This window comes from Ascidiimonas aurantiaca (assembly GCF_037646345.1).
Lineage (GTDB): Bacteria > Bacteroidota > Bacteroidia > Flavobacteriales > Flavobacteriaceae > Ascidiimonas > Ascidiimonas aurantiaca.
In genome coordinates this window covers 253,096-267,970 of sequence record NZ_JBBEWR010000006.1, presented here as the reverse complement: position 1 = coordinate 267,970, position 14,875 = coordinate 253,096, and the positions used below count along the sequence as shown (strand labels likewise).

General features: G+C 34.0%; 13 protein-coding genes. 6 read left to right on the top strand and 7 right to left on the bottom strand.

Annotated features, from left to right (window positions below):
• Nucleotides 1-265: 265 nt before the first annotated feature.
• The 4 genes from WAO84_RS08725 to WAO84_RS08710 form a co-directional block, all read right to left on the bottom strand.
• Entirely contained in the window at nucleotides 266-2,920 is a 2,655-nt protein-coding gene (locus WAO84_RS08725; protein ID WP_340065165.1) for a carboxypeptidase-like regulatory domain-containing protein, read from the bottom strand.
• 36 nt (nucleotides 2,921-2,956) lie between these two features.
• Entirely contained in the window at nucleotides 2,957-3,658 is a 702-nt protein-coding gene (locus WAO84_RS08720) for a GLPGLI family protein (RefSeq protein WP_340065164.1), read from the bottom strand.
• A 75-nt stretch (nucleotides 3,659-3,733) separates the two neighbouring features.
• The gene (locus WAO84_RS08715; RefSeq protein ID WP_340065163.1) at nucleotides 3,734-3,931 is read right to left on the bottom strand and encodes a hypothetical protein; all 198 of its coding nucleotides are present in this window, start codon (nucleotides 3,929-3,931) and stop codon (nucleotides 3,734-3,736) included.
• A gap of 53 nt (nucleotides 3,932-3,984) precedes the next feature.
• Nucleotides 3,985-4,455 (bottom strand): thioredoxin family protein, encoded by a 471-nt coding sequence (locus WAO84_RS08710; protein ID WP_340065162.1) that lies wholly within the window; start codon nucleotides 4,453-4,455, stop codon nucleotides 3,985-3,987.
• Between the two features lie 1,254 nt (nucleotides 4,456-5,709).
• Between WAO84_RS08710 and WAO84_RS08705 the strand changes: the two genes are divergently transcribed.
• Nucleotides 5,710-6,225 (top strand): hypothetical protein, encoded by a 516-nt coding sequence (locus tag WAO84_RS08705; protein ID WP_340065161.1) that lies wholly within the window; start codon nucleotides 5,710-5,712, stop codon nucleotides 6,223-6,225.
• Between the two features lies 1 nt (nucleotide 6,226).
• Nucleotides 6,227-6,424, top strand: coding sequence for a hypothetical protein (locus WAO84_RS08700; RefSeq protein WP_340065160.1), 198 nt, complete (start codon nucleotides 6,227-6,229; stop codon nucleotides 6,422-6,424).
• On the opposite strand, the gene WAO84_RS08695 is transcribed toward WAO84_RS08700, so the two are convergent.
• Complete coding sequence (locus tag WAO84_RS08695) at nucleotides 6,421-6,819, bottom strand: helix-turn-helix domain-containing protein (protein ID WP_340065159.1); 399 nt, start codon at nucleotides 6,817-6,819, stop codon at nucleotides 6,421-6,423. The two genes, WAO84_RS08700 and WAO84_RS08695, sit on opposite strands and share 4 nt — an antisense overlap.
• A gap of 109 nt (nucleotides 6,820-6,928) precedes the next feature.
• Between WAO84_RS08695 and WAO84_RS08690 the strand changes: the two genes are divergently transcribed.
• Nucleotides 6,929-7,288 carry a hypothetical protein gene (locus tag WAO84_RS08690; protein WP_340065158.1) on the top strand — a complete coding sequence of 120 codons (360 nt, stop codon included), beginning with the start codon at nucleotides 6,929-6,931 and terminating at the stop codon, nucleotides 7,286-7,288.
• Nucleotides 7,289-7,575: 287 nt separating this feature from the next.
• Here WAO84_RS08690 and WAO84_RS08685 read toward each other — a convergent pair whose 3' ends face one another.
• Together WAO84_RS08685 and WAO84_RS08680 are read right to left on the bottom strand one after the other, a co-directional pair.
• On the bottom strand, nucleotides 7,576-8,928 hold the full coding sequence (locus tag WAO84_RS08685; protein WP_340065156.1) for a sensor histidine kinase: 1,353 nt from the start codon (nucleotides 8,926-8,928) through the stop codon (nucleotides 7,576-7,578).
• Nucleotides 8,918-10,264, bottom strand: a complete 1,347-nt coding sequence (locus WAO84_RS08680; protein ID WP_340065154.1) for a sigma-54-dependent transcriptional regulator — start codon at nucleotides 10,262-10,264, stop codon at nucleotides 8,918-8,920. Before WAO84_RS08680 ends, WAO84_RS08685 begins: the two co-directional genes overlap by 11 nt.
• Before the next feature lie 210 nt (nucleotides 10,265-10,474).
• Here WAO84_RS08680 and WAO84_RS08675 point away from each other — a divergent pair, with 210 nt between their 5' ends.
• The 3 genes from WAO84_RS08675 to WAO84_RS08665 are packed head-to-tail and all read left to right on the top strand — an operon-like array spanning nucleotide 10,475 to nucleotide 14,872.
• Nucleotides 10,475-11,725: an efflux RND transporter periplasmic adaptor subunit gene (locus tag WAO84_RS08675; protein WP_340065152.1), complete on the top strand. Its 1,251-nt coding sequence runs from the start codon at nucleotides 10,475-10,477 to the stop codon at nucleotides 11,723-11,725.
• Nucleotides 11,726-11,753: 28 nt separating this feature from the next.
• Nucleotides 11,754-12,434 carry an ABC transporter ATP-binding protein gene (locus WAO84_RS08670; protein ID WP_340065151.1) on the top strand — a complete coding sequence of 227 codons (681 nt, stop codon included), beginning with the start codon at nucleotides 11,754-11,756 and terminating at the stop codon, nucleotides 12,432-12,434.
• A 44-nt stretch (nucleotides 12,435-12,478) separates the two neighbouring features.
• Entirely contained in the window at nucleotides 12,479-14,872 is a 2,394-nt protein-coding gene (locus tag WAO84_RS08665) for an ABC transporter permease (protein WP_340065150.1), read from the top strand.
• Nucleotides 14,873-14,875 lie beyond the last annotated feature (3 nt).

Sequence of the window (14,875 nt, the reverse complement as noted above, 5' to 3'; positions counted from 1 at the left end):
TGACAGTTAAAATTTAAAGTTAGAAAATTCTAATTTTAAGCTGTCCTATTTTTAGGGAAGGCTTCATGTCTAAAATACACGTTGAAAAGTGATTTTTTACCACATTATAGTTGTGGTTCTTCCTTTTGTATTCTCTAGTAAAATTCTGAATCTTATAATTTACAGGGATACCATTAAGTGAACGGCTACTATTATAAAGCTTTTTCAATCTGGCAAGAAGTGAGTTGCTCTGCCAAAGAATCAATTTCTAAGTCATCTAATAGATTTAAAGCTTATAGGTTAAATGAAAGGTAATAGTTCTGGGAAATGTAAACGTTCTAACTTCTTCAAATAATTGAGGGGAGAATGAAGATGTTAGTTTGAAACGGTTGTCAGCAATATTAAAAAAACGCAGTTCAAACCCCCATCGACTATCCTCTTTCCTATAATAAACAGAAGCATTAATATTATTGAAGTTAGTATTAGTTGTTGTTGTAAATTCATTTCTAAAAAAAGTTTGGGTATAATCTCCTCTAAATTGCCAATCTCCAATACTATAATTAAATCCTATATCTAAGTTTGTTCTTATTAATGTATTTTCAAAATCCCCAGTATTATTAAAGTTTAAAGTAGTATTTATAGATGCATCAACATTCGGGTAATTTTCAAAATTTGTTTCAACTTCTGCAGCACCTAATATTGTTTGCGATGTATTTTCAATAGTATCATCATTAATGATGGTATTAGCAATGGAATAACTATACTCAGATTGAAAAGTAATTTTCCAATATTTTTGATTTTTAGTAGTACGTAGCCTTCCATAGAAATTGGAATTATCTGCATCCAAGTTGATTGGAGAAAAAATACTATTAATCCCGTTAAAAACAGCATTATTCGTAATCATATTATTTCTTTTAATATATCCTATAGATGGATAAAAGCTCCAACCATAAGTTCTAAACTTTCGATACGTAATTCTAAATATGTCAGAAGAGCTTAAAGATAAATTCTGATTTCCTAGAAAGATGGTATTAAAAGATCTTATACGATTCCCCAAAGTAAATTGATCGAAATCTGGAAATTGTGTTCTACGTTGATAAATAGCTTCTAAATTTTCTTTTTCATTCATATCCCAAGTCAACTTAACGTCAGGTAAAAAATTTGTAGCAGTATCAGTATTCTCAGAATTAAACTGTTTAGTTCTCCAAGAGTAATTTTCAAAACCCAAAATAAAACTAGCCACCACATTACCAATGATATGTTTATACTCAAGGTTTGCATAGGTTTTTGTATAACGATTATCTAGATCATTAAAAAAACCTTCAAAATTATTTATAGAAGTGTCTGATAATAACTGAAAATCTTGTGTTTGCCTATTATCTGATAAAAATTCATTACCTATTTCTAAATATAAATGATTCTTACGGTTAATAATCCAATAATGTTTAAGAGCATACTTAAATAAATTATAACTCTTTTCTTCTTCTTGAAGAACCAGAAAGCTAGGGTCATCAATCAATGGGATATTTGGAGAAAAGAAATTTGTATCACTTATCCAATTGATATCTTGATCTTCACGCACTGAATTCAAACTAGATTTAAAAGAAGAAGTATGTGATTTTGAGAATTGTTTTTCAAAATCAATATTAAAACGAAGCGATAAATAGTCTGCTTCATTATTATTCTCAAATAGCGTAATGACATCTGAAGAATTTGTTGAATTATTTCCCCTTACATTTAAATCATTCTTCTCTATAATATTTTCAATTTTTAAACTTGTTTTACGGTTAGGCGTATATTTAAAACGTAGTTTACCCAAAAGGATATCATTGTCATTGTTGTTTGATAGTAAACGATTTTCTATAGCTTGATCAGTTAAATATTCAAAAGTATTATCTATTCTTGAATTTGTGTTATCCTTAATACCAATTACAAAAGTTCGCCATTCTATTTTTTCATTAGGGTTATATTGTAAATTAATACCTCCAAATTGATGTTTATTATTTACAAAATCTCTATCTCTTAAAAAACGTGACAAATTAGATCGAAAAATAGCAGCACTATTTTCTTTATCTAAACCGCCTTCAAAACCTACATAATCAGATAGAGAAAAAGATTTTTCAACAGTATTGTTTAAATCTCCAATAAAGTTTGCTGTAAATTTTGGGCTGTATTTAAATAATGTAGGGTGTAAAATATATCGACTTTCAATACCGCCGCCAATTTCAATATCTCCAAAATAAAAATTCTTTTTATCTTCTTTAAGATTAATATTTAAAGCTATGTCTTGAGAATCTTCCAAACCCTTTAAAAAAACTGTTTCGTGATAATCTTCAATAATTTGGATTTCCCGTATAACATCAGCAGGAATATTATTTACTGCCAGTTTACTACGTCCATTAAAAAATATTTTATTCTCTACTAGTACTTTTGTTACCTTTTTTCCATTGGCAGTGACATTGCCTTCTCGATCAACTTCAACACCTGGGAGCTTCTTTAAGACTTCTCTTAACTTTCGCTCTTTCCCATCTGTAAATGCCGAGACTTGATAGGTTGTCGTATCTTTTTTAATTTCAATAGGGACTTTATACTCTATAATAACTTCATCCAATTCATTAACGTCTTCTATTAATGTAAAGTCAAATACTAAATCAGATTCCTTAACAGTGATCTCTTCATTTATATTGATATAGCCAATAAAACTAATTGTTAACTTATAACTGGCATTAGGAACTAAGTTTAAAATATACGTGCCATCTTTTTTAGAAATACTAAAAGAGGTTTTTCCAATACTATCTATTGGAATTGCCAAAATATTAGCATCAGAAAGTGGGTTACCTTCTTCATTCTTAATTTTTCCGGAAAGAGAAATTTGAGAAAAACTTTGCAGACAAAAGAGAAGAAAAAGACACGATAGTAGTATCGGTTTAAACTTTATCATTTAGCCAATAATTAGATTAGACCACTTGATTACTATCTAATCTTCAGTGACTTTACGTGCTTTACGCATATAATAAACCATTTTTTTTACATCAATTTTCTCTCCTTCTTTCATGAAAGGAACTTTAACTCCATTTTTAGGGTTGAAAGTAATTTTATCTACAGTATGTAGAGTAGCATTATATTGCAATTGTAAAATAAGTCCTGGTAAGCCGCCATAACCTGAAGGGCCATAAGGTACAGGTATCTCTGGTGCATACCATGCAACAGTTTCAAAATAAGTTTCATTTCGATCATTATATTCTACTAAGATTGCCTTATAACACGTATAATTATCTATTTTTTTGGATTCTTCGGTTAATTTCCAGCCTTTCATCTTATAACTATAATCAACCTGATAAGTTATATTTGCTATTGTAACATTTTGAAAAGATTCTTTTGTTTTTAAAAACTGAAATGAATCTTCTATGGATCCAGATAAAACCCTTGCTATTCTTGCATAATACTCGCTATGTTTAGGCAAGTTCTTTTCTTTTTTATAATAAGATCCTTCTTTATTATAAGTCAAAGTAAATGTCATTAATTCCAATTCATCTGCAATTTTCTTTACTCTATCATTTTCGGTATTTAAATTCTCAGTAATATATTGTTGTGTACTATAGCTTACTATTCCACTTTGTGAAAAACTTGTAATAACATTAAATAAAATTAATACTATAAAAAAACTTTTTTTATTCATCACTTTTATGATTTTGATTCATTAGGTGTAAAGCAGAGAGCTTTTAACTCTCTGCTTTTAAAGATAATTTCAAAATTAATTACCATTAATACAAGCTTGATAAGCACCATCATAAACTGCTTCAGCCTCTGCAAGACTTTGCAATAAACCAGCATCTTCCCATGCACCTACTTCTAAGCACGCCTCAGCATGACAATTAAACAACGAGATACTTGCTGCATTTGCAGATAAAACACCTCCCAAAAAAACAAAAGCTATAAAAACTTTTCTCATAATACAAATATTTAAAGGTTAATAAAATTACATTTCTAATTATAAACCAAACTTTAATACGGTATATATTTTTGCTTGGTTACTATTTTAAGCATATCCTCTTCCAAAGAATCTACAGCGTATTCAACAATCCTGTTTAATTCTTTTCCATTTTTATAAAAAATAAATGTTGGTACATTCTTAATTTGAAAATCATCTTCAATATTACTCGGCACATTCTTATTTCTATCTAATGCAATAATTCTTACATTTTCAACCGGATAATCAAGAGCATCTAAAATTTTAAAAAATCTTGGTACTAAGCGCCTCGTATCTTTACACCAAGTACCTAAAAAAACTGTAATTTTTATATCATCCAATAAATTTATATGCTCTAATAATAAATCTTTTTTTGGTTTGTAATTATCATACTCAGGTATATACCATTTGGAAAAAGGTGCTGTTTTTAATTCACTTAAACTAGTAATACCTATTAGTATAGTTTCTTTCTCTTCTGCACTTACTAAAAGCTCTGTTTTTGACATTACTGCTTCTTGTCCATTACATATATACAGATTTAAGAAACAGAAAAACAATATTATTTTTCTATTAATTAAACACTTAAATATCATATAAATATTTAATTACACATTAAAATAAATGTAAGTTAAAATTACAGTCCTACCTTTATCGCTGCTTACTAACTTTAATTAAAAGACCGCTAGCTATACTGGATATTCCAATAATTAATATGCTACCATTAGAAATTATTGCCCTTCTCGTAGTTAAATAAGAAAAGTCATAAAGAAAAAATTGCACAAGAAATAACCCAATACAAATTGACCCCATAGAGATTAAAAGGAATCTGCCTAACTGCTTTTTCCCCATAGCTATTTAATTTGCAGCTTCATAAACACTGGCGACTTCTCTTTTTATTTCTTTTTTTCTTAAGTTACTTAAAGATTCCATGTCTGATTTTTTATATTTTTCTTACTCTTTTAAGGATTTTTGGTTTCTCCTGATACTAATTTGCTCGAACATGCTGGTATCTTTTTCCAAAATTGAAAAATAAGAATGATACCGCCAAAATAATTTCTGTTCTAAATTGTTAGATTTTCTTACTATTATTAGTGAGCAAATAACTAGAAGTCACACAAAATAAGCAGTTTAGCATGCCATTTTGATACATTTTTTTTGTCGCTTTCCTGGAAATATTTCTGCTTAACTAAAAAAGATCCAGGGCGTATATTCAAAATACACGGTGAAAAGTACTTTTTTACCGTAATATAAGTATTGTTCTTCCTTTTATATTTTCTAGTAAAATTCTGAATTTCAATAGTTTACTAGAATATTACTAGATAAACAGCTTTTGTTAAAGCCATATAGATATCAGCTCCTGGATTCCTTTTTTCTGTGTATTGGTTTCTATTTCAACAGCTTCTATTAAAATACTAGCAATTATCTATTTTAAGACTCTTGTTGATATGTAAATTACTAAGAGATTTTTTTATAATTGTAAGTATAAATATTAGAATTTATATATAATTTTGATATCTTAAAGTAAGATAATTTTTTCAAATTATTATTACCGATTAAATTATGTGAGAACCTATGGCTCTTCCATGGCTGGAAATAGTGTTAACTCACTGATTTATATAACATAGTTCGTACATTTATGGTAATTATTAACTTATAATTATCTAGTATGAAATCTATTTGTAAAACAGGGGTTCTCCTGACGTGTTGTGCATTATTGTTTGCCTGCGAGGCTAACACCCAAAGTGAAACTGAAAGTTTGTATGAAAATCAAGCAGTCGATTTATCAGAAATTAAAAGACCTGGTACTGGAGGGGGAGGAGGTTGAAGAAAGTAATTCTCGTTCCGGTATAACATCAAGAATTATTGGTTCTATTTTTATTACCTTATCAGGATTGGTACTATATCTTGATAAGGTTTTTGAGTACTATAATATCGAGTTTTTAATACCAAACAAATTTCATGAAACCGGTCTTAATTTTACGGGGTTTTTATGGATTTTAGCACAAACTATTTCACCTTTATTAATAATTTTAGGAAGTATTCTTAGACCTTATTACTTTTCATACCTCATTCCCGTTTACTGTTATATTCTACAGCTTTACTTTATATTATTTGATTACCAAATAGTTGATAACCATTATATAACATTTTATTCATTAGGTACTTTTATCCTTATAGTGCTGGTCTTTCACGGGATAAAAGAACTGCTGTACTATATGTTTAGACGTAAAATTTCTAAAATTAAGAATCAGATTAATCAGAAATACAATAAATAAAATGCGTAAGAGTAAATTTATTCACCTACATATTTTGCTCCATACAGCAAATGAATTATATTCTTCTGGCGGTATAAGTGATGAGATATATGAGAAACTTATTGAGACCATAGAAGAAGACTTTAATAAAATAGTAAAAGAGATGGAAACAAAAGAAATATCTGAAATACTGGAAAATTACATTTTAGGGTTTTCTTAGGGCTCCTTTTTAGTATCAGATTTTGTTTTGGCCTTTTCAATCTTGCGTTTCAAATGTTCTTTGTCTAAAAGATCAAAAATCAGTTCATTTGTAATTCTTATTTCTTCCAGTTTAACAACTATCCTTTTTTCTACTTCATCAGTAACAATGTCCAAGAGCTTATTAAATGGCTCTGATTCATGAGATTGGCCTATTTTCTTTCCTAGTAACAATTGATTAAGATCAATATCATTCTCCTCACATAAGGTTATAATTAATTTATAATCAACAGAGTTTCTTGATTTCCATGTAGATAAAGTAGTAGGGCTAATTTTAAGGAGGCCGGCGAGTTCTACATCCGTACTCAAATTGAAAACATTTTTAAGCTTTTCGATAATTTTATTTGCATTTTGCATATAATTATTTGTTTAAATTCTCAAATTGAGTATATTTGTATTACAAAGTTACAAACTTTGCCAAGATTATTTGCACTTTGCAAATACTTTAATCTAAAATCTGTAAAATATGATCTCACCCGAACAAAGAAAAGTATTAAAAAAAGTCTTAAAAGGAGACTATATAAAAGATGTTAAAAAACGGCTAAAAGCAAAGGGCATGTTTACTCAAAAAGAAAGTGAGTATAGTGATAAAATGATAAGTCACGTATTTAATGGCAGGTATCATAATGAAGCTATTGAATGGGCTATCTTACAGGTATATAAAGAGCGTAAAAAACACCTTGAAAATTGGGAAAAAGAAAAACATCGTGCTCTGGGCCTTCTAACACCAAAAAAAACAGATTCTAACGAAGCTATTTTGAAAGGGCTCGGCTCCGGTTCGTCTGCCACCAAAAACCAACAATCGGATGAAAACGACAAAGCGTAATCCGAATATTTATCAGGAAACACCCCCTACTCTTATTCTTAAACCTTCTATTTTAATGGGTTAATTTGGTTTGGGATACCCCGGGTTGACAACCGGGGTTTTTTGTTGTATGAAAAACCAAAAATGAATACTTTACTTTACAGATGGCCTTTGGAAATTCTCTTTTCCCGGAACGCTTTATACTACTACAAATTTGTGCTTCCCGTTGCACTTTTCTTTAACTAAAAGGTATCTTAGCAGTATGTTATTCACCTTTATAATTACCAGGTAAACATTCTTGCCTACACTTAAGAACGGTTAAACACCAGACTAAAAACGGTACCCTGACCTTCTTCACTCTTTACCAGGATCTTGCCTTTATGCAAAAGCATAATCTGCTTACAAAGGCTTAAACCAATACCACTTCCTGTTGACTTGCTGGTAAAAAAAGGAATAAAAATGTTTTCTATAATTTCTTTGGGAATACCCGAGCCATTATCATATACTTTTACAATGGTATTTCTGTTGGGGGTGAGTGATGCCTGAACTTTTATTTGCGCATCTTCTCTGTGTTTACACGCATCTTTGGCATTTAGAATAAGATTTATAAGCACCTGTTCAATTAAATGGATATCTACTTCCAATTCCAGCCTTTTGGGAGAAACCGTAAACTGAATGTCTATATTTTTAGATTTCATAGAAGGTTCCATGAGTAATTGAATATTTTGGAAAAGCTCTTCTACTCTAACGGTCTGTAAGGTGAGTTCTGTTACTTTGCTTAAACTGCGATAGGTCCTGGCAAATTTAAGCAGCCCGTTACTCCGGTTCTTAATGGTTTTTATACCTGCATTGAGATCTTCTGTGTCCAGTTGGTGAGTGTTTGGATGATCTAAATTAAGTTGTATATGATCTTGTAACGTATCGGCAAGTGATGCTATGGGCGCTATGGAGTTCATGATCTCGTGCGTCATAACACTTAGTAATTTTTTCCAGGCTTCTGATTCGTTCTTATTTAAGGTATCGTCTATATTATGTAAGGCAATTAGTTTAAAAGCCTCATCATTTACCTGAAAAACGGTATCTGATATGAGTACTTTTATTTCTTCGTTCTGTAAAGCTATATTAACTGAGCCGGGTTCTTTGTGATAGGTTTCAAAAATGGTATTATATAATTCTGCTCTTCTCTTTTTTACAAACCGAATGTTTTTAAACGATGGAAAATCTATAATCTCCCTAAAAGAGTCATTGCTCCAGAGCACATCACCGGTTTCCAGGTTATAGGCTATGATCCCCACATCTACCATTTCGAGTATTTTTTGGAGATAAACGTATTGTGCCTCATTTTTTGAGTTGATCTCTTTAATGGTACGATTTATTTCGTTAAACCCGGTGTACAAGAACCTGATATCTTTCGGGCCTCTGTCTTCGGGAAACCATCTTGAGAAATCGCGGTACTTAACTGCCTCAAAAAAATCGTCTATGGCCACAAAACGACGTTTTACAAAACTGTAAATATTGAACAGAAGATACAAGAGCCCAAAAATGCTCAGGGCTATGTATATTGTATTTTGAATATAGATAGCATATACCAGAGCAAGTAACACTCCGGTTAAAACCAGTATCTTCAAAAAAAGCCTGAAAATATACCCTCTATAATTCATATTTATCTAATCGTCTGTACAGTGCCGCCCGGGTGATCCCAAGTTCTTTGGCAGATTTGGAAACATTTCCTTTATTTTTTTCAAGAACGGTGAGAATCGCATTTTTTTCCAGATCATCCAGATTCATGGTAGTGGGAGTGGTGGGAGCCACAGAGCGCTCTATAGATGAAAAAACGAGGTCTTCTACCTGTAAAACAGTACCTTCGGCCATGATCACGGCACGTTCCAGTACGTATTGAAGTTCTCTTACATTTCCCGGAAAATCGTGTTTTTTTAGTTTGCTAATAAAACCGGGAGCAAATGTGAAAGGTGCTTTGTTGTATTTGTCGGCATAGACAGAAACAAAATGCCTGGATAATAAAGTAATATCAGCACCCCTGTTGCGGAGAGGAGGCACTGTAATATCTACTGTATTGATACGATATATAAGATCTTTTCGAAATCTCTTTTCATCTGCCAGCACATTGGGCTCAAGGTTAGTGGCACAGATAAGACGAATATCTATAGGAACTGCTACATTAGAACCCAGTGGTGTTACCTGTCTGTTTTGTAATACGGTTAACAAACGTACCTGCTGCCCCAGGGTAATGTTCCCTATTTCATCTAAAAACAAGGTGCCCCCGTTGGCAGCTTCAAAACGCCCTTTACGGTCTTCACGTGCATCGGTAAATGCTCCTTTTTTATAGCCAAACAATTCGCTTTCAAAAAGAGACTCGGTAAGGGCCCCCACATCTACTTTTACAAAGGGTTGTTCACGCCGGTTTGAGTGATCGTGAATAGCCCTTGCTATTAAATCTTTTCCTGTTCCGTTCTCTCCTAAGATCAAAACGTTGGCTTCTGTAGGCCCCACCTTCCTGAGTTTTAAGAAAACATTGTTCATAGCGTCACTTTCCCCTATAATGATATTGTTGTTTTGGGTGAGTAAGCTCTGGGCCGGAGTCTCAGACTTTTTGTGTTTTAGTAACGTCTCTATGGTATCTATGACCTTGTCGTTTTTCCAGGGCTTGACCAGAAAATCGGAAGCGCCTTCTTTCAGACTTCTAATAGCGAGGTCTATATCTGCATATGCCGTGATAAGGATAACGGGAGTATCAGGCTTTTGTGTTTTAATCGTATTCAACCAGAAAATACCTTCATTACCGGTATTCACCAGTGCATTGAAATTCATATCCAAAATAACCACATCAAATTGTTTACTTTTAATATAACTATGTATGTTATTCGGATTTTTTTCGGTAATTACTTCCCTGGACAGTGGTTTCAAAAGCAACCGCAATGCCGTTAATACATCCTGATCATCATCTATAATTAATATCGTTGCATCTTTCAGTAACATAATGTACAATATTACAATATTATAATCAGCTTCAAAAAAATTAATCAACAGGCAAATACTTCTGCTTTTCAGGTGTGTTGTTTTCGAACATAAAGTGTATCAAAACCGAACACTTTTATTTTTAAGATAAAAAATAAGTTGCTGATTATCAATTATTTAATTTTTTGGCATCATCTTCTCTAAAGTAAATATGAAACAAAAAAAACAATAATGGACGTTCCAATTCAAAAAAAGCAATTTTCAAGATCAAGAGTATTACTGGCCGCAGGTGTACTGGCTATTGTTGTTCTTATAGGTTTTGTGATCTTCAATACCCGTGGAGGCTCTAAATTAAACGTAAATAAAGAACGTATTTCCATAAATACTATTACCAATGATATTTTTCAGGAAAACATTCCCGTCAACGGTATAGTTTTACCCATTACTACCATTTATCTGGATGCTTTGGAAGGGGGCCGTGTAGAAGAGAAATTTGTTGAAGACGGTACCATTATGAAAAAGGGAGAGCCTATTTTAAGATTATCTAATACTGACCTGGAATTAAGTCTTGTCAATCAGGAAACAGCAGTATATAATTTATTAACACAAATGCAGATCTCTCAAAATGCCGCACGTCAAAACACCATTGACAGGCTCAACCAGTTTACCGATGTGGAAAATACACTTATCGAATCAAAACGTTTGTATGAGCTAAACAAAAGCCTGTATGACAAAGGAGCCATTGGCCGGCAGGATTATGAATCGTCTTTAAATGATTATAACTACCAGAAGCAACGTATGCATTTAACCAAAGAGATCTTACGCGAAGACTCCTTAGCCGTAAAACAGGAAATTGCACAGGCAGAAAGTTCCTATAGCCGTACGCAAAGTGCCTTGGAGCTTATGCGTAAGAAAGTAGGAGATCTGGTAGTTCGGGCCCCTGTTGACGGCCAGTTAACTTCTTTAGAGGCAGAGATAGGACAATCTATCACTAAGGGAACGCGCCTGGGGCAAATAGACGTATTAAGTGGTTTTAAAGTACGTGTGGATATTGATGAACATTATATTACCAGGATCTACAACGGACAAGAAGGAACGTTTACCTATAACGGGCAAACCTATACCCTGGTCATTAAAAAGGTATTTACCCAGGTTACTAACGGGCGTTTTCAGGTAGATATGCATTTTAAAGGAGAAATTCCTGAAGGCATTCGCCGGGGGCAAAATCTGCAAATACGGGTGGCTTTAAGTGCCGAAAAGCAGGCCTTGTTAGTACCTAAAGGAGGTTTTTTCCAAAAAACCGGAGGTAACTGGATATTTAAAGTAGATAAAAGTGGCAGCACTGCCTATAAGGTTGATATACGACTGGGGAGTCAAAATACAGAATTTTATGAGGTATTGGAAGGACTCAATGAAGGAGATAAGGTAATAACCTCAAGCTATGATTCATATGGCGATATAGAAGAATTAACAATAAAATAAAAGGAACCGATCATAAAAATACGACATCATGATACAAATAACAGATTTAGAGAAATTTTATAAAACAGAAGAAGTACAGACCATCGCTTTAAACAAACTGTCTTTTGAAGTAAAAAAGGGAGAGTTTGTAGCTATCATGGGGCCTTCAGGATGTGGTAAATCTACTTTATTGAACATTTTAGGACTACTGGATAACCCCGATGGCGGCAGCTTTAAATTTAACGGAGAAGAAGTAGCCCATTACAGTGAGCGCAGGCGTTCTGATCTACGTAAACAAAACATTGGTTTTGTTTTTCAAAGTTTTAATCTTATTGATGAACTCACGGTTTTTGAAAATGTTGAACTCCCGTTGATCTATACCGGTGTTAAACCGGCCGAACGCAAAGCCAGAGTAGAAGCTGTTTTGGAAAAGATGCAGATCATGCACCGCAGGAATCATTTTCCGCAACAATTATCCGGTGGGCAACAGCAACGTGTAGCGGTAGCACGTGCCGTAGTTAATAATCCCAAGTTAATACTGGCAGATGAGCCTACCGGTAACCTTGACAGTACCAATGGTAATGAGGTAATGGATCTCCTTATTGATCTAAACGAAGCAGGAACCACGATCATCATGGTAACTCACAGTGAGCACGATGCCAAATACAGCCATCGCATTATACGCATGCTAGACGGCCAAAAAGTAACTGAGAACGTCTTAATATCATAATATTCAGGCTTCAACTGAAAAAAATCATCAAAAAACAAACAGTTATGTTTAAAAATTATCTGAAAGTAGCTTTAAGAAATCTTCTGAAAAACAAAGTGTATTCTTTTATCAATATTTCAGGACTTGCTATTGGTATGGCCGCTACTATCATAATTGGTCTGTGGGTTACAGATGAGTTGACCCATAATAACTATTTCACCAACAAATCACAAATTGCCCAGATCTTTCAGCATGAAACCAGCAACGGTAATACAGGTACAGGCCCCTCTGTTCCCAGGCCTTTAGAGTTTGCTTTACGTGAAGATCACAGTGATAACTTTAAGCATATCATAATGTCTTCCTGGACTGAGCCACGCTATCTTAAATATGGAGAAAAGGTTATCAACGCAACCGGAAACTGCATGCAGAAAGGCGCACCGTATATGCTGGATCTCAACATACAAGAGGGCATAAAAAACGGGCTGGATGAAAAGTTCTCCATTATGTTATCTCAATCTATGGCAAAAGCTCTTTTTGCGGATGAAAATGCTATTGGAAAAACCATACGTATTAACAATGAGACTGATGTTATTGTAACCGCTGTTTATGAAGATATTCCTGAAAACAATTCTTTTAATGATATGGATTACCTGATTCCCTGGGAACTGTATATTTCTTTACAGCCCTGGCTGGAGGACGCTAAAGACCAGTGGGGCAACAACTCATTTCAGCTTTTTGTACAGGTCAATGATAATACTACTATGGATGCGGTTACCGCAAAGATAAAAGATGTTAAAAAAGACCGAGCTCCCGAAGAAGCCGAGTTTAACCCTCAGTTGTTTCTTTTCCCTATGGAAGACTGGTATTTACGTGCTGATTTTGAAAATGGTGTGCAAACGGGTGGACGTATTGAAAATGTGTGGTTACTGGGTATTATTGGTTTCTTCATTTTATTACTGGCATGTATAAATTTCGTGAACCTTAGTACGGCACGTTCTGAAAAGCGTGCCACAGAGGTGGGTATCAGAAAATCTATAGGTTCTCATAGGGGCCAGCTTATATTTCAGTTTTTAAGCGAGTCTTTTCTAGTTGTGCTGCTCTCTTTTGTTCTCGCCATAGGAATTGTACTGCTTTCTCTTGACCCCTTTAATGATCTGGCAAGAAAAACAATTACTTTTCCGTGGTTTAACTTTCAGTTTTGGGGTATTTCTTTATTGTTTGTTCTGGCCACTGCGTTTCTTGCGGGGAGCTATCCTGCCGTTTATTTGTCTTCTTTTAATCCTGTAACGGTACTAAAAGGAACTTTTAAAGCCGGCCGTTTTGCCGCTTTACCCAGAAAGATCCTGGTGGTTGTACAATTCACGATATCAGTAGCCCTTATCATTGGCACTATGCTGGTTATGAATCAAATACAATATTCTAAAGATCGCCCGGTAGGTTATAAAAAAGAAGGGCTTATTCAATTACCCGTAATGAGTGGTGAGTTTATAGGCAAGGCAGACCTTATGCGCAATCAATTTATAGAGTCTGGTGGCGTGCTGGAAATGGCTACTTCCAGTGGCCCTGCTACCGAGGTCTGGTCTAACCGGGGTGGGTATTCCTGGGAAGGTAAGCCCGAAGGTTTTCAGGAAGATTTTGCATACACCTCAGTTTCTTATGAATTTGTAAAGGCGATGGATGCAAAAATAGTGGCCGGAAGAGGGTTTTCCAGAGAATTCCCAACAGATTCGAACGCCGTCATCCTTAATGAAACCGCAGTTAAATATATGGGAATTAAAGACCCCATAGGTAAATTAATACGTTTTAATAATCCCAATGCAACGCCTCTTAAAATAATAGGGGTTATAGAAGATATGATCGTGCAATCTCCCTATGAACCGGTAAAACAGGCTTTCTATGCATTTGACAAGTTTAACAATGCCAGTTTTTACAATCTGCGACTCAACCCAGAGCGAAGCCTTCGTGACAATCTGGCTCAGGTTGAGAAGACCTTTAAAACCAACTTTCCCGGTATTCCTTTTGAGTATCAGTTTGTTGATGAACAGTTTGGTATAAAGTTCAGATCTGAAGAACGCCTGGCAAGCCTGGCTAAAATATTCACCCTGCTGGCTATTTTTATCAGTTGCCTCGGTTTGTTCGGGCTGGCTTCATTCGTTGCTGAACAACGTACTAAAGAAATCGGGGTTCGCAAGATCTTAGGAGCTTCTGTAAGCCAATTGTGGCTCCTGCTTTCCAGAGACCTTATTAGCCTGGTAGTCATTGCTTTAATTATAGGATCTCCTATTGCTTATTATATGATGTCGCAATGGTTACAAAAATTCAGCTATCGTATTGATATTTCCTGGACCGTTTTCGCCATTGCCTGCTCAGGCGCTTTACTTATCACACTTGTTACCATAAGTGTACAGGCCGTGAAAGCAGCAGTTGCCAATCCGGTAGATTCCTTAAGAACCGAATAAGTC

Excerpts from the sequence above, each read along its gene's own strand:
- WAO84_RS08725 (WP_340065165.1), bottom strand. The coding sequence starts at position 2,920 with ATGATAAAGTTTAAACCGATACTACTATCGTGTCTTTTTCTTCTCTTT.
- WAO84_RS08720 (WP_340065164.1), bottom strand. The coding sequence starts at position 3,658 with ATGAATAAAAAAAGTTTTTTTATAGTATTAATTTTATTTAATGTTATT.
- WAO84_RS08715 (WP_340065163.1), bottom strand. The coding sequence starts at position 3,931 with ATGAGAAAAGTTTTTATAGCTTTTGTTTTTTTGGGAGGTGTTTTATCT.
- WAO84_RS08710 (WP_340065162.1), bottom strand. The coding sequence starts at position 4,455 with ATGTCAAAAACAGAGCTTTTAGTAAGTGCAGAAGAGAAAGAAACTATA.
- WAO84_RS08705 (WP_340065161.1), top strand. The coding sequence starts at position 5,710 with ATGAAAATCAAGCAGTCGATTTATCAGAAATTAAAAGACCTGGTACTG.
- WAO84_RS08700 (WP_340065160.1), top strand. The coding sequence starts at position 6,227 with ATGCGTAAGAGTAAATTTATTCACCTACATATTTTGCTCCATACAGCA.
- WAO84_RS08695 (WP_340065159.1), bottom strand. The coding sequence starts at position 6,819 with ATGCAAAATGCAAATAAAATTATCGAAAAGCTTAAAAATGTTTTCAAT.
- WAO84_RS08690 (WP_340065158.1), top strand. The coding sequence starts at position 6,929 with ATGATCTCACCCGAACAAAGAAAAGTATTAAAAAAAGTCTTAAAAGGA.
- WAO84_RS08685 (WP_340065156.1), bottom strand. The coding sequence starts at position 8,928 with ATGAATTATAGAGGGTATATTTTCAGGCTTTTTTTGAAGATACTGGTT.
- WAO84_RS08680 (WP_340065154.1), bottom strand. The coding sequence starts at position 10,264 with ATGTTACTGAAAGATGCAACGATATTAATTATAGATGATGATCAGGAT.
- WAO84_RS08675 (WP_340065152.1), top strand. The coding sequence starts at position 10,475 with ATGGACGTTCCAATTCAAAAAAAGCAATTTTCAAGATCAAGAGTATTA.
- WAO84_RS08670 (WP_340065151.1), top strand. The coding sequence starts at position 11,754 with ATGATACAAATAACAGATTTAGAGAAATTTTATAAAACAGAAGAAGTA.
- WAO84_RS08665 (WP_340065150.1), top strand. The coding sequence starts at position 12,479 with ATGTTTAAAAATTATCTGAAAGTAGCTTTAAGAAATCTTCTGAAAAAC.